Below are 20409 nucleotides of genomic sequence, written 5' to 3'. Positions count from 1 at the left end.
AGCGGTTTTATGAAAAAGTCTAAAGTTTTCTGGGGCTATGCCGTAATAGCGCTAGTCATCTATGCAGTTGTACAATTGTTGATTACAACAGAAGTAATTGATTTGTACTATAAAAATATGTTGATCACAATGTGTATTAACATCATGTTGGCTGTCAGCTTGCATATTGTTATTGGTGTTACTGGACAGTTTTCAATTGGGCATGCTGGGTTCCTTGCAGTTGGAGCATATGTATCCGCTATTATTACAACAAAGCTAATGTTACCATTCCCATTGGCCATCTTATTAGGGGCTGCTGCAGCAGCAGTTGCTGGTTTAATCGTAGGGATTCCAACGCTTCGTTTAAAAGGGGATTACTTAGCGATTGCTACACTAGGATTTGCAGAGATTATTCGTATTATCTTTTTAAATACGGATTATGTTGGTGGCGCAGCAGGGATGCAGGTTAAATATTTATCGAACTGGACATACGCATTCTTTGGCGTAGTGTTAACGATTCTAGTTATCTCAAACTTTACAAATTCTCGTCATGGGCGTGCGTGTATTTCCATTCGAGAAGATGAAATAGCAGCAGATGCGATGGGTATTAACACAACTTACTATAAAGTTGTTGCATTTGCGATTGGGTCTTTCTTCGCAGGTCTAGCAGGAGCCATTTTTGCACATAACTTTTACATTATTCAACCGACAACATTCGGTTTCTTAAAATCATTTGATATTTTAATTTACGTTGTACTTGGTGGTTTAGGAAGTCTTTCTGGTTCAGTGATTGCTGCGATTTTCCTAACAGTCGTGTCTACTTATCTAGCAAACTTCCCAGAAACACGTATGATTATCTACAGTTTAGTATTAATTATCGTGATGCTTTATCGTCCAACAGGCTTAATGGGAACGAAAGAGATAACACAATTATTTAAGTTTGGTAAAAAGGGAGGTACGAAATAATGACTGGAAACCTTCTTATCAATGTTGAAAATATGGGTATTCAATTTGGTGGTTTAAAGGCAGTACAGGGCGTTAATATGTACCTTAACCAAGGCGAGTTGGTAGGACTTATTGGGCCAAACGGAGCTGGGAAAACAACTAGCTTTAATATGTTAACAGGGGTATATACACCTACGGAAGGTACAATTACTTTTAATGGTCTGAAACTGAATGGACTTGCACCCTATCAGGTTACACAGAAAGGGATCAGCCGTACGTTCCAAAATATTCGATTATTTAAAGAGCTATCTGTTCTTGACAATGTAAAGGTAGCCAATCATTCACTTGCAAAGCATTCTATGTGGGCTTCTATATTTCGTTTACCTACACATTTCAAAGGTGAGGCCGAAATGGAGCAACAGTCAATTGAGTTCTTAAAAATCTTTGGCTTAGATGTTTATAAAGATGAGCTAGCTAAGAATTTGCCATACGGGATGCAACGTCGTTTAGAGATTGCTCGTGCGTTAGCGGCAAATCCCAAACTACTCTTATTGGATGAACCAGCAGCAGGGATGAACCCACAAGAAACTCACGATTTAATGGAGCTAATTGCATTTATTCGTAAAGAGTTCGGCTTAACAATATTGCTGATTGAGCATGATATGAGCTTAGTTATGGGTATTTGTGAGCGTATTTACGTACTTGATCACGGACAATTAATCGCTGACGGGACACCAGAAGAAATTCGCAACAATCCAAAGGTAATAGAAGCGTACCTTGGAGAGGAGGTTATCGGCTAATGCTAAAAGTACAAAATATCGATGTTTATTATGGCAACATCCAAGCATTAAAGGGCCTCTCTTTAGAAGTAAACGAGGGTGAAATTGTAACGTTAATCGGTGCAAACGGTGCTGGAAAAAGCACGCTCTTAAAGACATTGTCAGGTTTATTAAAGCCAAAAGGTGGCATTATTGAATACGAAGGCTTTTCGATAGCTGGGAAAGCAGCACAAACTATTGTTAAATCAGGGATTTCACACGTTCCAGAAGGACGCCGTGTTTTTGCTAATATGTCAGTTGAGGAAAACTTAGAGCTTGGTGCGTATCTGCGTAATGATAAAGCAGGTATTAAGAAAGATATGGATCATGTTTTCGAGTTATTTCCACGATTATTAGAGCGCCGAAAACAGCAGTCAGGTACATTGTCTGGTGGGGAACAGCAGATGCTGGCGATGGGGCGTGCCTTAATGGCAAAACCAAAACTGTTATTAATGGATGAGCCTTCGATGGGTCTTGCACCGTTGATGGTGAAAAATATCTTCAATATTATTGAGCAGGTTAATAAAGAAGGAACAACCGTATTACTTGTAGAGCAAAATGCTAATATGGCATTATCTGTCGCTAACCGTGCATATGTACTTGAAACAGGGCGTATTGTTTTATCTGGTTCAGCAAAAGAGCTACAAGAGAGCGAGCAAGTAAAGGCAGCTTATTTAGGCGGATTATAAAAATGTAGGACATCTCATGTTGAGATGTCCTTTTTGGCTTGCGTGATGAAGGAAAATCAGAGGTAGCATTTCCACTTTACTTTTTGGTAAGGTTGAAAAAAGGAGTGATGCTTTTTGAAGTATTCAGCACAATATTTTATTGAACATTTAAAGTTAGCCGAACATCCTGAAGGGGGCTATTACATTTCATCGTTTCGTGCATCGGACGATATAGCAGTGAGAGATGTACAGAGACCGATTTATACTAGTATATATTTCCTTCTGCGCTCACAGGATATTTCACATTTACATCGCCTACAATCGGACGAGCTATGGTATTATCACGCAGGAAGCCCACTAACAGTTCATATGATTTTCCCAGATGGGACATATGAAGCGAAGAAGCTTGGCTTGAATATAGAAGCAGGGGAAGTCCCTCAGCTTGCAGTACCAAAGCATACAATTTTCGGCTCGTCGGTGGAGGAATCGGATACATTTAGTTTAGTCGGATGTATGGTGGCGCCAGGCTTTGACTTTGAGGATTTTGAATTGTTTACACAGGAAGAGCTTTTAGCAGATTATCCTCAGCACAAGGAAGTTATTCATAAAATGGCCTACAAAACAATTGAATAGAAAAACAGCCGTCTCAATTATTTTGAGACGGCATGATTCGTTCACCACAGTATTTCTTCAGGATAATTAAGTTGAATTTGAATATCATGTAATGCTTGTTTCGTTTCAATAGCTGCTTCCATCAGGTGGGATTTTAATGCTACATATTCATGGTCCTCTACCATTAATCGCACAGCAAATGCAGCTAAATGCGCCTGACGTTCCTCTTTACTTAATTCAATATATTCTAGATTTAGAACATCCACGTACTGTGTTGCGAAACGGAAAGTTAAGGGATTTTTAGCATGTAACATTCTTAAAAACACAACATAATCTTCGTCACTTACCTCCTGTTCTAAACATTCAGCAATAGCCGCTTGAAATTTGCGTATAATAGCTATCTCATGATTCCATATAGAAGCATTGTTTAATTTTTGGTGTAGGTCAATAAAATCATTTAATGCGATTGCACTAAAGATAATTTCTGGCCAAAGAATCTCTGTTGAAAAATAGACATTCTTATTTGGAAAGATGAGTTCATGTTGTGTTAGAACACTCTTATTAAGTCCATTACTAACAAACTCTAGGTGATGCTCACCAAGCATAGCATGTCTTAGTTTATAGCAAACGCTTAAAATACGTAGTCGAGGACCCTGATAATCATAGTATTTATTTTCATCACCAGTTACTTTATAAATAGCATTAATTAGTTCATCTAAATCCCAATAATCCGCACTAATTCGTACCCCTGTTAGTTGGTCTGTGCTTTGAATGGATATCATAGTCCTCGCCCCTCCCTTTGGATGTGTCTATTTTGGTGTGTAATTGAGTAGTTTGAATAGTTCTGCTCGTTCCTTCTCCGTTAAATCACGCCATTGCCCTACCTTTAAATTACCAAGCTTAATATTCATAATACGAATGCGTTGTAGACGCTTAACGGAATACCCTAGTGCTGAGCACATTCGACGAATTTGGCGGTTTAAGCCTTGCTCTAAAATGATTTTAAAGACTTTATCTGAAATCTTTTCCACATGGCATGGTAAGGTTGTTGTATCTAAAATATCGACACCTGCGCCCATTTTTTGGATAAATTGCGCAGTTATAGGCTTATCAACTTGAACAATATATTCTTTTTCATGATGATTTTCAGCACGTAGAATTTTATTGACAATATCGCCATCATTCGTTAACAACAATAGGCCCTCTGATTCCTTATCAAGACGTCCGATATGAAAAATACGTAGGGGATGATTGACAAAATCAACGACATTGCCTTTTATATGACGCTCTGTCGTACTTGTAATCCCGACAGGTTTATTCAGAGCAATGTAAACAAGCTGTTGTTCTTTCTTTACCTCTTTACCATCTACGCAAACAATGTCTCCTGCTTCAACTTGACTACCAACTGTTGCTAGTTCTCCGTTAATCGTTACCTTTCCTTCTGCTATCCATTTATCAGCGCCACGACGAGATATGATGCCTGTTTCACTTAAATATTTATTAATACGCATATTGTTCTCCTATATTTTATATTATTTTTAAGTATACCTTAACGTCGCACATACAGTGAATGCTAGAAGCTTTTCTAGCAAAAATAAATTAGTTGGAAAAGTTTTTGAAAAAGTTGAAATTATTTTATGTTTCTGACAATATATTAGGTGAGAGGGTTTCTATGAAAATATTGTTATTCCGATATAAAATAACGTTTTTTGTAGATAGTTCTCATTAAATTGTGTAAAGGGGAGAAGTAAAATGGTTTATGCATTTCCAAACACTGAAGGATCGGTAGTTCAATTCAAAGAGAAATATGATAATTATATCGGTGGCGAATGGACACCCCCAGTGAAGGGTCAGTACTTTGATAACGTTACTCCTGTTACTGGACAAGTTTTTACACAAATAGCACGTTCCACAGCTGAGGATATTGAACATGCATTAGATGCGGCACATGCTGCTAAGGATGCATGGGGCAAAACATCACCAACCGAACGCGCAAACATTTTACTTAAAATTGCGGACCGTATCGAGCAAAATTTAGAAAAGCTAGCCGTTGCTGAAACATGGGATAACGGTAAAGCGGTACGCGAAACATTAAATGCAGACATCCCTCTTGCAATTGATCATTTTCGTTATTTTGCTGGGGTATTACGTGCTCAAGAGGGCTCAGTAAGCCAAATTGATAACGATACAGTTGCTTATCATTTCCACGAGCCAATTGGCGTAGTCGGCCAAATCATACCTTGGAACTTCCCGTTATTAATGGCTGTATGGAAGCTTGCGCCAGCACTTGCAGCTGGAAACTGTGTCGTATTAAAACCTGCAGAACAAACACCAGCATCGATTATGGTGCTTTTAGAATTAATAGAAGATTTACTACCACCAGGTGTCATTAATGTTGTGAATGGATTTGGCTTAGAAGCAGGGAAACCGCTTGCATCAAATCCACGCATTGGTAAGATTGCCTTTACAGGTGAGACAACAACAGGGCGTTTAATTATGCAATATGCTTCTCAAAACCTTATTCCAGTAACATTAGAACTGGGTGGTAAGTCGCCAAACATATTCTTTGAAGATATTATGGATAAAGATGATGCCTTTTTAGATAAAGCTGTTGAGGGCTTTGTGCTATTCGCTCTAAATCAAGGGGAAGTATGTACTTGTCCTTCACGTGCACTAATTCAAGAATCTATTTACGATAAATTTATGGAGCGCGTATTACAGCGAGTAGAAGCCATTAAAGTTGGCAACCCACTTGATCCAAACACAATGATGGGTGCACAGGCATCTAGTGAGCAAATGGAAAAAATTCTTTCTTATTTAGATATTGGTAAGCAAGAAGGTGCAGAATGTCTAATTGGAGGAGACAAAAATAATGTAGGTGAAGGCTTCGAAAATGGCTACTACATTAAACCAACTGTTTTCAAAGGGCATAATAAAATGCGTATATTCCAAGAAGAAATTTTCGGACCAGTAGTTGCTGTCACGACATTTAAAACGAAAGAGGAAGCATTGGAAATTGCTAATGATACATTATATGGTTTAGGATCAGGTGTTTGGACGAGAGATATTAATACGGCATATCGCTTCGGTCGTGAAATTCAAGCTGGTCGTGTTTGGACAAACTGTTACCATGCATATCCTGCACATGCTGCATTCGGTGGCTACAAAATGTCTGGTGTTGGTCGTGAAAATCATAAAATGATGTTAGCGCATTACCAACAAACGAAAAACTTATTAGTTAGCTATAGCGAAAACAAACTTGGTTTCTTCTAATTCGTAGGGAGGTGCATGAGCGTGGTTGAACGTGTATTAGCTACGGAAGAAGCGCTAGCACTAATCGATCTATTAAAAGAGAAACATGGACCTGTTATGTTTCATCAATCAGGTGGATGCTGTGATGGCTCCTCACCAATGTGTTATCCAGAAGGGGATTTGCTAATAGGAGATCAGGATGTGTGCCTTGGTGAAGTGGGTGGTGCTCCTTTCTATATGCATAAAAATCAATATGATTACTGGAAGCATACACAAATCATATTGGATGTGGTGGATGGCAGAGGCGGCATGTTTTCACTCGAGGGCGTAGAAGGAAAACGTTTCCTAACAAGGTCGAGAGCCTTCACATCTGAAGAAGTGCAAGAGCTAGGGTTAATTTAACAAGTTATCTGTACAGCGGCAAAGTTTTTCTGCCGCTGTTTTTTTATCTGGAAGTAGAAAAGTTATTGTATGGAAAGGGAGGCTTTAGAACACATGACTCTTTTCTTATATTGAGTATTGATTTTGGGCGTTCAAGTGTTTCGATATTAATTTTTATGGAAAAGAGTATGTAAAGCGATATTATTGGATGAATTCCTTAGAAAAAGGAATAGATTTAATCGATCCTTTAAGGTCATGGTAAATAATAGTTTCTTTGTGGTTTTTGCTAACATCGGCCATACCTCCTTTATAGGTTGTTAATATTTTCTATTAAATCAAATAAAGTAAGTAACATACATTAAATTATGTTTACTTTTTATGTTAATTGTTACAAAGAGGGTGAATCTTTCTTACATTATGTTACGTAAAACGGGTAAAGGAGTGTGAAAAATATGGATTATGTGATGATTGAAAATGAATTTGTTAATACAGTAGAGGACGTATCAAAGGCTGCAGGCTGGACGGTGGACCGTAAAATTGTATTAGCTATTGCTAGTACATTTGTAGCGTCAGGAAAAACTTTTGATGCAACGAAGTATAAAAATGTTTTACAAGAGATGAAGAAGCAATCTTCTTGGCTGTCTCCTTTACGAACAACAGTTGGATATAGTATTGCTGCCAACCTCATGGAGCAAGGTGATGCAGAAAAGGCAGTAAAGAATTTACTTACAAATGTGAGCATCTTAAAGCAGGCGAAATTCAGAAGCGGCAATTTTAGCTATATCGGAGCACAATTTTTGACGGAGGATGAACAGGATAAAAAGACACATGCACAGGCGGCTAGAGCCTTATTTGATGCCATACGTAAACATCATCAATTTTTAACCTCATATGAGGATATTCCTTATGCCATATTATTAAGCAGTCCATCTGATGATGTTGAATTACGCGCGGATACCATGAATCGATACTATAAAGAACTAAGAACTTATAATTTTAATGCTGGCAATGAGCTCCAATGGCTTTCACAGGTATTAACATTTTTATCATCCAAATTTGATGGTCAGCTAGTACCAGATGTTGTGACACTTCGTGATGGGCTCAAAAAGCAAAACGTTAAAGTCAAGGCTATGCATTATCCTTTACTTGGCTTTTTAGCCATACTTAATCTGAATAAAGCACAACTTCAAGGGTTGATTGATTTATACCATGAATTAAAAGACATGAAGTTATTAAAATGGCATCGTGAATTTGTGCTCTTTATGGCTGTACAAATTGCTATTTATGATATGGCAAAGGTACAAAAGTCTTTGTCCATGACCATTATGTCTTCTATTGAGCTATTAATCCAAGCACAGCAAGCAGCAATGATCGCAGCGGTTAGTGCAGCTGCCATTGCATCTAGCTCAAGTTCTTCGTGATAGAATAAAGAAGAACATGATTATTTGGAGGTGCATTTGAAGGATGAAGGAAACAAAACTTTGGATTAATGGTCAGTGGATTGATGCAGAGGAAAGCTATGAGCTAGCTTCTCCATATAGCGGTGAGGTTATTGCTCATGTAGCTAAAGCATCTATTCAAGATGTAGAGAAAGCTATCGAAGGTGCGCAGCAGGCATTCCAATCGTTTAAAAAGACAACAGCCTACGAACGTGCCGAAATATTATATAAAGTCGTTGATATAATGCGACAAAGAAAAGAAGAACTAGCAGAGATTTTAGCCTTAGAGGCTGGAAAACCTATTGTTGCAGGTTTAGCTGAAATTGACCGTACAATCGCAACCTATCAATTTGCGGCTGAGGGAGCTAAACAGTCAAAAGGTGAGACTGTTCCAATGGATGCAGCCCCTGGAGCAGGAGATCGAATAGGCTGGACAAAAAGAGAACCTTTAGGTGTAATATCAGCCATTACGCCTTTTAATTTTCCATTCAATTTAGTGGCACATAAGTTAGGTCCAGCATTTGCAGTAGGCAATACAGTTGTATTAAAGCCAGCAACACAAACGCCACTAAGTGCTATCGTTATGGCTGAGATTTTCCGAGAGGCCGGATTACCGGATGGGGCATTACAAATTGTGACAGGAAGTGGAGGCGAGCTAAGTGATACACTTGTCACACATCCATACGTCAAAAAAGTAACCTTTACAGGAAGTGGTAAAGTTGGCTTGAAAATTAAAGAAAAAGTAGGCTTACGTAAAGTAACTTTAGAGCTAGGTTCTAATGCAGCAGTAATTGTCGAACCATCTACGCCAATAAATAAAATTATTGGTCGTTGTGTAAGCGGTGCTTTTAACTTTGCTGGACAAGTATGCATTTCGTTACAACGTATATATGTGCATTCTTCCATTATTGATGAATTTACTAAAGCATTTGTTGCAGAAACAGAAAGGCTTATAGTAGGAGATCCATTAGAGAAGACTACAGATGTTAGTGCCATGATAAACCCAAATGAGGTGGAACGCATCAGGGAATGGATTGAGGAGGCACAAGAGCAGGGGGCTACGATTGCAACTGGAGGCGTATTTACTGAACGTACTTTAACGCCAACAGTTATGACGAATGTGTCAGCTGATATGAAAATTGTTTGTCAGGAAACATTCGCACCAATCGTCTCAATTGTTTCATATGAAACATTAGACGACGCAATTCGACTTGTAAATGAGTCGGACCTTGGCCTAAATGCAGGTATTTACACGAATATATTGTCAGATGCTTTATATGCAGCAGATGAATTACAGGCTGGTGCTGTCATTATAAATGATATTCCGACATTCCGAGTAGATAACATGCCATATGGTGGAGTAAAGATGAGTGGTTATGGACGTGAAGGAATTAAGTGGGCTATAGAAGAAATGACTGATATGAAATTTATTTCGATGAAAAAATCGTTCTAAATTTGCATCAGCTCTTTTTCTGCGATACGATGACGAAAGAACAACATGAGAAGGGAAGTTGCAAGAATTATGCCAAACAACGCTGTACCCATGAGCCAATCACGTACGGTTCAATCGCGTCTCGTATTACCCCCAGACACAAATAATCACAATTCTATTTTCGGTGGAAGAGTGTTAGCTTATATTGATGAAATCGCTGCTATTACAGCAATGAAACATGCTAAAGGCCTTGTAGTGACAGCTTCTATTGACTCGGTTGATTTTTTATCCGCTGCACATGTAGGAGATATTCTTGAAATTGAGAGTATTGTTTCGTCTACAGGACGTTCTTCAATGGAGGTTTATGTTCGCGTTGTTTCTCGCAATATTGAGACTGGCGAGGAAAAATTAACGACAGAATCATTTGTCACGATGGTTGCAGTAAATGAGGAAGGGAAACCCGTACCAGTTCCCTCAATCTATCCTGAAACAGATGAAGAGAAGCGTTTATTTGAAACTGGGCCAGCAAGACGAGAGCACCGTAAACAAAAACGTGCATTGCCGCATTAAGGAAAAAGGGAACTCTAAATGAGTTCCCTTTTTATTTTACATATTTAGTTCATTGACAACATTAATGAGCGAGTCGGAAGAAGAAGAGACTAGCGTAGCGCCCTGCGATAATTCAGTGATTAAATTAGAAATGGCTGAAATATCTCTAGATGTATTTACGTATTGCTGCTGAATGCCAGAAACTGCATCAGCAATATCATTAAATGACTTGGATAAGCTTTCTTGTGTATTGACACTATGTTGAATTTTTTGATCAACATTAATAACTGAATTAGCCATAGTCGTAATATTACTTTCTGTGTCCTTAATAAGATGGGAAACATTTTGGACGGCATTTTTTGTTTCCTCAGCAAGTTTACGAACTTCCTCAGCCACCACTGCAAAACCTTTCCCATGTTCTCCAGCTCGAGCAGCTTCAATAGAAGCATTTAATGCTAATAAATTGGTTTGATCAGCAATGCCTGTAACTAGCCCAACAATTTCAGAAATTTTTTGAGAAGAGGTACGTAGTTGGTTCATCGTTACTTCAAGACCATTGACACTTTGCAAAATAACTTGGATTAAATCATTTTGTTCTTTCAATTGCTGTTGGCCTCGTCTTGATTTTTCTTGTGTATCTGCTACGAAACTCAATCCTTGCTTGGTTGCTACAGCAATATCATCTGTTTGTGAGGAAATCACTAATAGTGATGCGGCTGTTTCTTCACTAATGGCATTAAGCTCCTCTGCAGTACTTTGGATCGTCGTTACAAGGGAATTTTTTGTTGCATCTGCTGCTGAGCGAATACGTTCTTCCTCTTTTTCATATGCCTCAATCACGAGTTGTTGCTCAAAATTAATGATTTTACAAAAAGCGTTTATAGCACGAATAGCATCTGTTTTGGAAATATCTACCTCGTTCACAAAGTTTGCAAAAGTAGTAGTGAGTGACTGGAATGAGGCAATATACCACTTTGATTGCAAGCCAATTCGAACGTGAGTCTCAGCAATGGCTTTTCGTTCAGCAATATAGGCATCATTAATATGACTTTCAAAAATGTCACTTAAATGTTTATGTAACGTAATTTTTAAACGATCAATATGTGATGTTTTATTAATAATATCAAGTAAATCTTGGCTCAAACTAATGGCTGCATAAAATTTCTCCACCATTTCAGGAATTAAGTCTTTAGCTAAAGGCTGTAGTTGCTTAATGATAGCTAAATCCTCAAGAGTTAAATTTAAAAGTTGTAATTGTTTTTGAAGGTTGGGGTGGTTCAATACATCTAATTGTACACTGCTCTTAAAATTTTCAGGTGTTAATGTAATTGCGTAGCTAGCACTACTATTTTTTGAAAACCAACTCATTATTATTTGCTCCATTCTTAATATCCATAATAAATTGTAAGTAAATAAGCACTTTTGAAATTTGTTAGGTTTGTAAATTTAATAAATAAATGGTATTAAATCTATTTTACTATTATTTGCTGAATATTTGGTTAAAAAATTGGTTATTTCTTTATTTTTTTTACTTTATTGTTAGTCCAAATGGTGAAGCAATGTAAATTTGAATTTAAAATAGGAAACCTGTAAAATACGAACTGTTTAGCAATATAAAAATCGTACGAAAATAAAAATGGAAGGAGGGGTGGTATGGAGAAAAAACGTTTTAAATTTGTTATTCCTGTTATGGTGATTGTTGCCATTGGCTCTGTTTATATGCTACGAAACTATCATGCTGAGGTACCAGATATTGAGCAATTATTAATTACAATATGTGCAGCTTTGGGATCAGGGGTATTAGCGTACTTTTTATTTCCACAGCAAGGTGATAATAAGATTGATGACAGAGGACCATATTAATAGATTAAAAAACTGCTCGTTTTTATTAAAACGAGCAGTCTTTTTATGGTTTAAACAGTTTAAACCAGCCTTTATGTTTAAAGACGGCCAACATAAAGATAACGATAATTATCATAATCCCGAGTACAATAAAATAGCTGTATTGCCCATGTAGCTCAGGCATGTTATCGAAATTCATCCCATACACACCAGCAATGAAAGTAAGTGGTATAAAGATAGTTGATACAATTGTTAAAGTCATCATAATACCGTTCATTCGGCTAGAACTCATAGCCATATAACTATCTCGCATATCTGCTGTAAGCTCTCGATTAGATTCAACCATCTCTGTTAGCTTAAGTAGATGGTCGTAGATATCTCCAAAATAAGCTCTCTCCGATTTTTTTAGTGAGAAACGGTAAGAATTAAGAATGCGATATAAAAGGTCACGCATTGGTAAAATAGTACGTCTTAAGTCAAGCAAGTCACTACGGAACTCGAAGACAATTTTCATGGCATTTACATTACTTTGGTATGTAAGTTCACCTTCTAAAGCATTTAGATGATCTTCAATTTTGTAAACGAGTGGAAAATAACTATCAACAATTTTATCAATGGTTTGATACGTTAGGTATACAGTACCTCGCTCCCAATTCTTCGGTTGGTTTTCCAGCATTTTTTGCACCTTCTCTATCTCAGGGACAGGATTTTTATGGAAGGTTATGATGAATTTATTGGAGGCAAAAATATTAACCTCCTCCGCAGCTAACGTCTCTTCGTTTACTCGATGAATGACAAAGAAATGAAAATCATCATAGAAATCGAGCTTAGGACGCTGCAACCTCATTAAGCAATCTTCAATAGCAAGAGGGTGAAAGTGGAAAAATGTATCCAACAATAATTCTTCCTCCGCTGTAGGACAATTAAAATCAACCCAATACCATTCAAATTCTTGCTGATGTATCTCTTCTAATGGAAAATCCTTTAACAATTGTTGCTGCTTTGTAATGCCGATGGTGCTTATCACGGTTTTCACCTCAAATTATTTACTACAAAATAGTTAGCGATCCTCTTTAAAGCATACCCAACCACCGAACAAAGTAGTGGCAAAAAATCTAGAAGGTTTAGTAAAGCCCGCACTTTGTAAAAGTGTTAAAATTTCCTCTTCACTCATAAAAGAAAGGGAACGAATGGATTTTTCCATCTCTGCTACTTCGGATAAAGAAAGTCTAGTATGCTGTAGCCAATAAGAACGCCATAAATCAAATTGTAGTTCTGTTTCTAAAGATCCTAGCTGACCATATTTTGAAACAAGGACAAACGGTGCTCCAGGTTTCAAATATCTTGCTATTGCTTTTATTGTTTCTAGCTTTTCTTTATAATCGTGAATAAAATGCAAGACGAGAACACAACTTGCTGCATCATACTGAGTAGAGGACAGCGAAGCATCTAGTATTGTAGCCTGATGGAATGACATATTATTTGGTAGAGTGAGCAAACGCTCTTTAGCTATAGTAAGCATGGATTCTGATGGATCAATGCCAGTAAATGACCAGTGAGGTCTTCCTTCTGCAAGCTGTATAATTTCATTGCCACTCCCTGCTCCCACGACTAACATGTTAGCATTTTCTGATAGCCTAGAATGATAAAAAGTTTGTATTAAACGTAGCATGGTATCATAACTAGGCAATGTACGGCGAATACCCTTTTCATATTCATTTGCTAATGTGTTGTTAAATTCCAACGCTCCTCACAGCCTTTCAAAAAAATTTTAAAAAATCCTTCTTAATGTGAAACTATTGCGGGTATAGTTCCGTAAATAGTAGTACATAAAACATAGAATAAAGTTCAAAGAAAGGGTTGATATATATGGAGTCTAAATGGTCTAAAGTAATCATACACGCAAGTGCATTTTTTGCGCCATGGTTAGTGCCCATTATTTTCTTTTTAATTAGTTCGGATGAGGAAATAAAGGCAATTTCTATTCAAGCACTGCTATTCCAAATTGTCATGGGTGTTTTAATTGCTATCTCTGTTGTTTTAAGCTTTGTCCTTATTGGCTTACCATTTTTAATCATTTTCGGCATTATGCTATTTGTGGTACCGATTATCGGTATCGTAAAAGCATTGTCTGATGAACCTTGGCGTTATCCAATTGTTGGTCGCTGGGTATAATTTTCATAGACGCAAGTATATGCTAGTTGCATATGCTTGCGTTTTTTCTATGACGAATAAGGGTACATTAGGTGTATGAGGAAATTATTAAACCGTAAACAAATGATCGAAAAGTGCCTTTTTCGTTTATTAAAAAGCCATTTTCAAGACTTTCCACTTTTCTATGGGCGAAATCATTGCAATTTTTTTCAAGCGTTTTGTATAATATACTCAAAGAAAGTCAAAGATAGTCAAAGTCAGTGAAGCAAGCGAGGTGTATTCCTAAAATGCGTAATATATCAGACATCATAGAGGGTTACTTAAAGCAAGTACTTGAATTAGGTGGGGAAGGGCATATTGAAATTAAACGTAGTGAAATTGCTGATAAATTTCAATGTGTACCATCACAAATAAATTATGTTATTAATACAAGATTTACTGCCGAGCGGGGTTACCTTGTTGAGAGCAAACGTGGTGGTGGTGGATACATTCGAATTTTACGTGTCCGCGCGAATTCACAGATTGATTTGATCGACGATGTTCTCAGGCAAATTGAAGGTGGGGCATCACAAACGATGGCAGAAGATTTGGTTTATCGACTCATTGATGAGCAGGTAATTTCCAAGCGAGAAGCGAAATTAATGTTAGCAGCAATTGATCGCTCCACGATCGACTTGCATCTCCCATTAAGAGATGTCATTCGATCAAAAATATTGCGAGCAATGCTGACAACAATAAAATATGAACAACAAAAATAGTGAGGTGATGGAAATGATATGCGAACATTGTAAACAACGTAATGCGACAGTTACAGTAACACAAGTTCAAAGTGGGCAAAAAGTAGAGCATCATTATTGTGACGTCTGCGCCTCACAATTCCATCCATTTCATGCAGAGTTTAAACAAGAGCCAGTATCTATTCAACAGTTATTGTCTAACTGGTTTGGCTCTCCTACATGGCAAAAGGTGGGGGAAAAACAACAGGTACAACCACAGCAGCAAACATGCCCACAATGTGGATTTTCGTATAAGCAATTTTTAAAAGAAGGAAAATTCGGGTGCCCAAGCTGTTATGACACATTTGGAGATCATTTGCCAAAGCTTTTTAATCGTATTCAGGCAGGTCCACAACACATTGGTAAAATGCCTGGTGCTCGCAGTAATGTGTATGTTATTAAAAAGCAAATAGAGGATATCCGCAAGCGTATGAAATCCGCCGTAGATGAAGAAAAGTTTGAAGAAGCGGCGAAGCTACGTGATGAAGTCAAAGAGCTAGAGAAGCATCTACAATTTGAAGGTGGTGATGTGACATGATGATTGAATCATTTTTAGAGCGTGCGACACCAACATGGATGCATATCAAAGATGATTACTCAGATATCGTCATTAGTACACGGATCCGCCTTGCACGAAATTTAGATGGCTATCGTTTTCCATTAGCATTTTCAGAAAATGAGGCACTGCAAGTGGAACAGGCCGTTACACATGCAATCAGCGATAGCCCAACGCTTCAAAATGATTATGCTTATTTTGCTATAAAGGATTTAACCCCTTTACAGCGTCAAATTCTTGTAGAAAAGCATTTGATTAGCCCGCAACTGGCTAAAAAAGAGCAAGTGGGCTCTATACTACTCTCTGAAGATGAATCCGTTAGCATTATGGTGAATGAAGAGGATCATTTACGCATTCAATGTATGACAGCAAGTTTTCAACTTCAAAGTGCCTATGAACAAGCAAATAAGATTGATCGTATCCTAGAGAAAGTATTACCATATGCTTTTCGAGATACTTTTGGTTATTTAACAAGCTGTCCAACGAATATTGGTACGGGGCTACGAGCATCCGTCATGATGCATTTACCCGCTCTTACATTAACTGGGCAAATGAATCAAATTATAAATGCCATGACACGCTTAGGAATGACTGTAAGAGGTATATATGGTGAAGGAAGCGAAAATTTAGGGAATGTTTATCAAGTCTCTAACCAAATTACACTTGGGAAGACAGAGGAAGATATATTAGCAGATATACAAAGTGTCGCTGAAAAGATTATTCAAAAAGAGCGACATGCAAGAGGTAAATTAATGGAAAAGGCAGAGCTTGCGCTAGAAGATCGCGTATATCGAGCTTTAGGCACACTTACACATGCAAGGATTTTAACAAGTGAGGAAGCTGCTACTTGCCTATCTAATGTTCGTTTAGGAGTAGATTTACAATTGATTGATGGTATACAAGCAACGACCTTAAATGAATGTGTTGTTAGTATGCAACCAGGTTTTTTACAGCACTATGCAGGTGAGGCATTACCACCTGCTGAACGGGATCGTGTACGAGCGGAGATGCTTCGTGAGACATTATCCCAAGAACATGCGAATAAGCCTATAAATGGGGAAAAAGGAGAGGATTTATATGATGTTTAATCGTTTTACACAACGCGCGCAAAAAGTATTACAGCTTGCTCAGGAAGAGGCTATTCGTTGGAAGCACGAATCTATCGGTACAGAGCATATTCTATTAGGGCTTATACGTGAAGGCGGCGGTATTGCTGCGAAAGCGTTAGAAGCCATTGATATTAGTCCTCAAACGATTGAAGCTGGCATTGAAGAATTAGTTGGTAAGGGCAAAGAAGATGTCGGTCCAATCGTTCATTATACGCCAAGAGCTAAAAAAGTAATTGAATTATCTGTTGATGAGTCACGTAAATTGGGTCACTCCTATATCGGTACAGAGCATTTATTATTGGCGCTTATACGTGAGGGTGAGGGCGTGGCAGCTCGCGTTTTAAACAATGCGGGAGTCGGCTTAAATAAAGCTCGCCAGCAAGTATTATTGCTATTAGGTAATAATGATAATGCACAATCTGGCCAACAAGCAGCTCAAGCTGCCAATACACCAACATTAGATAGCCTAGCACGTGATTTAACACAAATTGCACGTGAAGGTACATTAGACCCTGTCATTGGCCGAAGCAAGGAAATTACACGAGTTATTGAGGTTTTATCGCGTCGTACGAAAAATAACCCTGTATTGATTGGTGAGCCAGGTGTTGGTAAAACAGCGATTGCTGAAGGATTGGCACAGCAAATTATTAATAATGAAGTTCCAGAAATCCTTCGTGACAAACGTGTAATGACCTTAGATATGGGGACAGTTGTTGCAGGTACAAAATATCGTGGAGAATTTGAAGATCGTTTGAAAAAAGTGATGGATGAAATTCGCCAAGCAGGCAACATCATTTTATTTATTGACGAATTGCATACATTAATTGGCGCGGGTGGTGCTGAAGGTGCGATTGATGCATCAAATATCTTAAAACCATCTTTAGCACGTGGTGAACTTCAATGTATTGGTGCCACAACACTTGATGAGTACCGCAAGTACATTGAAAAGGATGCAGCCTTAGAGCGTCGTTTCCAACCAATCCAAGTGGATGAGCCGACAGTGGAAGAGGCTATTCTAATTATTCAAGGCTTACGCGATCGTTATGAAGCGCATCACCGTGTGAAAATTACAGATGAAGCGATTGAAGCAGCGGCCAAAATGAGTGATAGATATATTTCTGACCGATTCTTACCAGATAAAGCGATTGACTTAATCGATGAAGCGGGTTCTAAAGTACGCTTACGCTCATTCGCAGTGCCACCAAACTTAAAGGCGCTTGAGGATAAGCTTGAAAATGTTCGTTCTGAAAAAAATGCAGCCGTATCAGGTCAAGAATTTGAAAAGGCAGCAGCACTAAGAGATACAGAGCAAAAGCTGAAGGATGAAATTGAAGCTACCCGAAAAAATTGGAAAGAAGAGCAAGGTAAAGCCGAATCTAAAGTAACTGTGGATGATGTAGCAGCAGTTGTCTCAATGTGGACAGGAATTCCAGTAGCTAAAATTGCTTCTGAAGAATCTTCCAAGTTATTACAGCTCGAAGAAGAGTTACACAAACGTGTAGTAGGGCAAGGAGAAGCGGTAGAAGCAATTTCTCGTGCAATACGTCGTGCAAGAGCAGGCCTAAAGGATCCAAAACGACCAATTGGTTCATTTATCTTCTTAGGACCTACAGGCGTTGGTAAAACAGAGCTTGCAAGAGCACTTGCTGAAGTAATGTTTGGCGATGAGGATGCGATGATTCGTGTTGATATGTCCGAGTATATGGAGAAACATTCGACTTCTCGTCTAGTAGGTTCACCTCCAGGCTATGTAGGCTTCGATGATGGTGGCCAACTGACAGAGAAAGTTCGTCGTAAGCCATATTCAGTCGTTTTATTAGATGAAATTGAAAAGGCACACCCTGATGTATTCAATATTCTATTACAAGTGCTTGAAGATGGTCGTTTAACAGACTCTAAGGGACGTGTAGTAGACTTCCGCAATACAGTGGTCATTATGACTTCAAACGTTGGTGCGGATGCATTAAAATACCAAAAGAGCCTTGGTTTCAATGTAGGCGGTGCAGAGTCTAAGCATAAAGACATGAAGGGTACGATGTTAGAAGAATTGAAAAAAGCATTCCGTCCAGAATTCTTAAACCGTATCGATGAAATGATTGTCTTCCACGCATTAGAAAAAGAGCACTTAAAAGAAATCATTGCGATGATGGGCAATGCTTTAACAAAACGCTTGAAAGAGCAAGATATTTCGTTAGAGTTGACTGATGCAGCACTTGAGAAAATTGCTGAAGAAGGCTATGACCCTCAATATGGTGCTCGTCCACTACGTCGTGCATTACAAAAACAAGTAGAGGATCGATTATCGGAAGAATTACTAAAGGGTAATGTAGAAAAGGGTAATCAGGTTATCATTGATTACGTAAACGATGAGTTTGTTGTAAAGAAAAAAGAGGGAGTATCCATCTCTAAATAATTTCAAGGAAAGACAGTGAGGCTTTAAGTGCCAAGCTGTCTTTTTTTCTGTACAATTAAGGATAAGAACAAATATTCGAGGTGAAAGCAATTTGGCAAAGAAAAAAACGAAATTTGTATGTTCAGGCTGTGGCTATGAGTCTGCTAAATGGATGGGAAGATGCCCTGGGTGTGGTGAATGGAATAAAATGGTGGAAGAAGTAGAGATGGTTGCAAAAGGTCCACGAGGAGCATTTCAACATTCTGCTACAGTCACACAAAAGGCAATCCCGATTATCCAAGTGGAAGCTACTGAAGAATCGCGTGTAGCAACAGAAATGGGCGAACTCAATCGTGTATTAGGCGGGGGCATTGTACCTGGTTCTCTAGTATTGATCGGGGGCGATCCTGGAATAGGGAAATCAACATTACTATTACAGGTTTCCGCATTACTATCGAATAAAGGGCATCGCGTACTTTATATTTCTGGAGAGGAATCTATTCGTCAAACGAAATTACGAGCAGAGCGTTTAGGAGTGATTTCTCAAGAGCTTTACATATACTCCGAAACAAACCTAGAGTTTTTAAACCAAACCATTGATGAAGTACAGCCTAAATTTGTTATTGTCGATTCCATACAAACGGTCTTTCATCCAGAAGTAACAAGCGCCCCTGGTAGTGTCTCACAGGTTCGTGAATGTACAGCTGAGCTGATGCGAATCGCTAAAACCAAAGGCATTGCTATTTTTCTAGTAGGGCATGTAACAAAAGAGGGACAAATTGCTGGGCCACGTATTTTAGAGCATATGGTGGATACTGTACTGTACTTTGAAGGGGAAAGACATCATAATCATCGTATTTTACGAAGCCAAAAAAACCGCTTCGGATCTACAAATGAAATTGCTATATTTGAAATGCTTCAAGGAGGGTTAAAGGAAGTTCTAAACCCTTCGGAGTTATTTTTACAGGAGCGTTCACAAGGTGCGGCGGGGTCAACTATTGTAGCATCAATGGAGGGGACAAGGCCAATCCTTGTTGAAATTCAATCCTTAGTTACACCTACAAGCTTTAACTATCCTAAACGTATGGCCACAGGTGTCGATCAAAACCGAGTACAATTGCTAATGGCTGTACTAGAAAAGCGTATGGGTCTCATGCTACAAGCTCAGGATGCATATATTAAAGTTGCTGGTGGTGTCAAGCTGGATGAGCCAGCAATAGATTTAGCAGTGTTGACAAGCATTGTATCTAGTTTTAAGGATCAGGCAGTGCGTGCAACGGATTGTTTTATTGGTGAGGTCGGACTAACAGGTGAGGTCCGTCGGGTATCACGTATAGAACAGCGGGTCATTGAAGCGGCGAAGCTTGGATTTAAAAGAGCCTTCATTCCTTCTTCCAATATTGGTGGTTGGGAATTTCCGCAGGGAATTGAAATTGTTGGTGTAGAAACGATAAAAGATGCACTAAATGCATGCTTTAGAGAGTTATAAAGGAAAATGTGCATGT

At 38.4% G+C, this 20409-nt stretch carries 21 protein-coding genes and 1 pseudogene; 16 read left to right on the top strand and 6 right to left on the bottom strand.

The annotated features are described in order from the left end of the window. Positions 1–9: 9 nt before the first annotated feature. The 4 genes from RCJ95_RS08685 (at position 10) to RCJ95_RS08670 (ending at position 3043) form a co-directional block, all read left to right on the top strand. Positions 10–945 (top strand): branched-chain amino acid ABC transporter permease, encoded by a 936-nt coding sequence (locus tag RCJ95_RS08685; RefSeq protein ID WP_048395511.1) that lies wholly within the window; start codon positions 10–12, stop codon positions 943–945. Next, positions 945–1724: an ABC transporter ATP-binding protein gene (locus RCJ95_RS08680; RefSeq protein ID WP_048395513.1), complete on the top strand. Its 780-nt coding sequence runs from the start codon at positions 945–947 to the stop codon at positions 1722–1724. The genes RCJ95_RS08685 and RCJ95_RS08680 overlap by 1 nt, the downstream gene beginning before the upstream one ends. Beyond that, on the top strand, positions 1724–2431 hold the full coding sequence (locus tag RCJ95_RS08675) for an ABC transporter ATP-binding protein (RefSeq protein ID WP_004233555.1): 708 nt from the start codon (positions 1724–1726) through the stop codon (positions 2429–2431). Before RCJ95_RS08680 ends, RCJ95_RS08675 begins: the two co-directional genes overlap by 1 nt. Before the next feature lie 114 nt (positions 2432–2545). Continuing rightward, complete coding sequence (locus tag RCJ95_RS08670; protein ID WP_202342475.1) at positions 2546–3043, top strand: cupin domain-containing protein; 498 nt, start codon at positions 2546–2548, stop codon at positions 3041–3043. Positions 3044–3084: 41 nt separating this feature from the next. Here the strand turns inward: RCJ95_RS08670 and RCJ95_RS08665 are convergent, their stop codons facing one another. Both RCJ95_RS08665 and rluF read right to left on the bottom strand, forming a co-directional pair. Beyond that, a complete protein-coding gene (locus RCJ95_RS08665; RefSeq protein WP_221682398.1) occupies positions 3085–3804 on the bottom strand; it encodes a DUF6904 family protein in 720 nt (239 codons plus the stop codon). A 27-nt stretch (positions 3805–3831) separates the two neighbouring features. After that, the gene (gene rluF, locus RCJ95_RS08660) at positions 3832–4533 is read right to left on the bottom strand and encodes a 23S rRNA pseudouridine(2604) synthase RluF (protein WP_221682397.1); all 702 of its coding nucleotides are present in this window, start codon (positions 4531–4533) and stop codon (positions 3832–3834) included. Between the two features lie 241 nt (positions 4534–4774). Between rluF and adh the strand changes: the two genes are divergently transcribed. The 5 genes from adh to RCJ95_RS08635 all read left to right on the top strand — a co-directional run bounded on the left by adh (position 4775) and on the right by RCJ95_RS08635 (position 10096). Beyond that, on the top strand, positions 4775–6295 hold the full coding sequence (gene adh / locus RCJ95_RS08655; RefSeq protein WP_004233561.1) for an aldehyde dehydrogenase: 1521 nt from the start codon (positions 4775–4777) through the stop codon (positions 6293–6295). Between the two features lie 21 nt (positions 6296–6316). Then, positions 6317–6676: a DUF779 domain-containing protein gene (locus RCJ95_RS08650; protein ID WP_221682396.1), complete on the top strand. Its 360-nt coding sequence runs from the start codon at positions 6317–6319 to the stop codon at positions 6674–6676. 431 nt (positions 6677–7107) lie between these two features. Beyond that, complete coding sequence (locus tag RCJ95_RS08645) at positions 7108–8076, top strand: DUF4003 family protein (protein ID WP_221682395.1); 969 nt, start codon at positions 7108–7110, stop codon at positions 8074–8076. A gap of 43 nt (positions 8077–8119) precedes the next feature. Next, positions 8120–9547 (top strand): aldehyde dehydrogenase family protein, encoded by a 1428-nt coding sequence (locus RCJ95_RS08640; protein ID WP_221682394.1) that lies wholly within the window; start codon positions 8120–8122, stop codon positions 9545–9547. A gap of 69 nt (positions 9548–9616) precedes the next feature. Further along, positions 9617–10096: an acyl-CoA thioesterase gene (locus RCJ95_RS08635; RefSeq protein WP_004233566.1), complete on the top strand. Its 480-nt coding sequence runs from the start codon at positions 9617–9619 to the stop codon at positions 10094–10096. Positions 10097–10132: 36 nt separating this feature from the next. Here RCJ95_RS08635 and RCJ95_RS08630 read toward each other — a convergent pair whose 3' ends face one another. Both RCJ95_RS08630 and RCJ95_RS08625 read right to left on the bottom strand, forming a co-directional pair. Next, positions 10133–10777: a methyl-accepting chemotaxis protein gene (locus RCJ95_RS08630; protein ID WP_225341061.1), complete on the bottom strand. Its 645-nt coding sequence runs from the start codon at positions 10775–10777 to the stop codon at positions 10133–10135. A 120-nt stretch (positions 10778–10897) separates the two neighbouring features. Continuing rightward, positions 10898–11443, bottom strand: a pseudogene (locus tag RCJ95_RS08625) (protoglobin domain-containing protein); the annotation flags it as partial. Between the two features lie 285 nt (positions 11444–11728). On the opposite strand from RCJ95_RS08625, the gene RCJ95_RS08620 reads away from it, so the two are divergent. After that, a complete protein-coding gene (locus RCJ95_RS08620; RefSeq protein ID WP_066038316.1) occupies positions 11729–11938 on the top strand; it encodes a hypothetical protein in 210 nt (69 codons plus the stop codon). Between the two features lie 43 nt (positions 11939–11981). Here RCJ95_RS08620 and corA read toward each other — a convergent pair whose 3' ends face one another. Beyond that, positions 11982–12944, bottom strand: a complete 963-nt coding sequence (corA, locus tag RCJ95_RS08615) for a magnesium/cobalt transporter CorA (protein WP_004233569.1) — start codon at positions 12942–12944, stop codon at positions 11982–11984. Positions 12945–12977: 33 nt separating this feature from the next. Then, the gene (locus RCJ95_RS08610; protein WP_221682392.1) at positions 12978–13661 is read right to left on the bottom strand and encodes a class I SAM-dependent methyltransferase; all 684 of its coding nucleotides are present in this window, start codon (positions 13659–13661) and stop codon (positions 12978–12980) included. Between the two features lie 125 nt (positions 13662–13786). On the opposite strand from RCJ95_RS08610, the gene RCJ95_RS08605 reads away from it, so the two are divergent. From RCJ95_RS08605 to radA, 6 genes are all read left to right on the top strand, one after another. After that, positions 13787–14092, top strand: coding sequence for a DUF4870 domain-containing protein (locus tag RCJ95_RS08605; protein WP_004233571.1), 306 nt, complete (start codon positions 13787–13789; stop codon positions 14090–14092). A 266-nt stretch (positions 14093–14358) separates the two neighbouring features. Further along, on the top strand, positions 14359–14829 hold the full coding sequence (locus tag RCJ95_RS08600; RefSeq protein WP_004233573.1) for a CtsR family transcriptional regulator: 471 nt from the start codon (positions 14359–14361) through the stop codon (positions 14827–14829). A gap of 13 nt (positions 14830–14842) precedes the next feature. Further along, positions 14843–15385 carry a UvrB/UvrC motif-containing protein gene (locus tag RCJ95_RS08595; RefSeq protein WP_221682391.1) on the top strand — a complete coding sequence of 181 codons (543 nt, stop codon included), beginning with the start codon at positions 14843–14845 and terminating at the stop codon, positions 15383–15385. Beyond that, positions 15382–16491, top strand: a complete 1110-nt coding sequence (locus RCJ95_RS08590) for a protein arginine kinase (RefSeq protein WP_131521806.1) — start codon at positions 15382–15384, stop codon at positions 16489–16491. The genes RCJ95_RS08595 and RCJ95_RS08590 overlap by 4 nt, the downstream gene beginning before the upstream one ends. Next, complete coding sequence (locus RCJ95_RS08585; protein WP_257520823.1) at positions 16481–18925, top strand: ATP-dependent Clp protease ATP-binding subunit; 2445 nt, start codon at positions 16481–16483, stop codon at positions 18923–18925. Before RCJ95_RS08590 ends, RCJ95_RS08585 begins: the two co-directional genes overlap by 11 nt. Before the next feature lie 91 nt (positions 18926–19016). After that, positions 19017–20393, top strand: a complete 1377-nt coding sequence (radA, locus tag RCJ95_RS08580) for a DNA repair protein RadA (RefSeq protein WP_004233577.1) — start codon at positions 19017–19019, stop codon at positions 20391–20393. The last annotated feature ends 16 nt before the right edge of the window (positions 20394–20409 follow it).

Source organism: Lysinibacillus sp. BSL11 (genome assembly GCF_052928325.1).
This window is presented reverse-complemented; position numbering and strand designations above follow the sequence as displayed.

Bases quoted from the DNA above. Each gene is read 5' to 3' on its own strand.
- RCJ95_RS08645 (WP_221682395.1), top strand. From the start codon at position 7,108: ATGGATTATGTGATGATTGAAAATGAATTTGTTAATACAGTAGAGGAC.
- RCJ95_RS08640 (WP_221682394.1), top strand. From the start codon at position 8,120: ATGAAGGAAACAAAACTTTGGATTAATGGTCAGTGGATTGATGCAGAG.
- RCJ95_RS08605 (WP_004233571.1), top strand. From the start codon at position 13,787: ATGGAGTCTAAATGGTCTAAAGTAATCATACACGCAAGTGCATTTTTT.
- RCJ95_RS08620 (WP_066038316.1), top strand. From the start codon at position 11,729: ATGGAGAAAAAACGTTTTAAATTTGTTATTCCTGTTATGGTGATTGTT.
- RCJ95_RS08685 (WP_048395511.1), top strand. From the start codon at position 10: ATGAAAAAGTCTAAAGTTTTCTGGGGCTATGCCGTAATAGCGCTAGTC.
- adh (WP_004233561.1), top strand. From the start codon at position 4,775: ATGGTTTATGCATTTCCAAACACTGAAGGATCGGTAGTTCAATTCAAA.
- RCJ95_RS08595 (WP_221682391.1), top strand. From the start codon at position 14,843: ATGATATGCGAACATTGTAAACAACGTAATGCGACAGTTACAGTAACA.
- RCJ95_RS08585 (WP_257520823.1), top strand. From the start codon at position 16,481: ATGATGTTTAATCGTTTTACACAACGCGCGCAAAAAGTATTACAGCTT.
- RCJ95_RS08635 (WP_004233566.1), top strand. From the start codon at position 9,617: ATGCCAAACAACGCTGTACCCATGAGCCAATCACGTACGGTTCAATCG.
- RCJ95_RS08665 (WP_221682398.1), bottom strand. From the start codon at position 3,804: ATGATATCCATTCAAAGCACAGACCAACTAACAGGGGTACGAATTAGT.
- rluF (WP_221682397.1), bottom strand. From the start codon at position 4,533: ATGCGTATTAATAAATATTTAAGTGAAACAGGCATCATATCTCGTCGT.
- RCJ95_RS08600 (WP_004233573.1), top strand. From the start codon at position 14,359: ATGCGTAATATATCAGACATCATAGAGGGTTACTTAAAGCAAGTACTT.
- RCJ95_RS08590 (WP_131521806.1), top strand. From the start codon at position 15,382: ATGATGATTGAATCATTTTTAGAGCGTGCGACACCAACATGGATGCAT.
- RCJ95_RS08675 (WP_004233555.1), top strand. From the start codon at position 1,724: ATGCTAAAAGTACAAAATATCGATGTTTATTATGGCAACATCCAAGCA.
- RCJ95_RS08680 (WP_048395513.1), top strand. From the start codon at position 945: ATGACTGGAAACCTTCTTATCAATGTTGAAAATATGGGTATTCAATTT.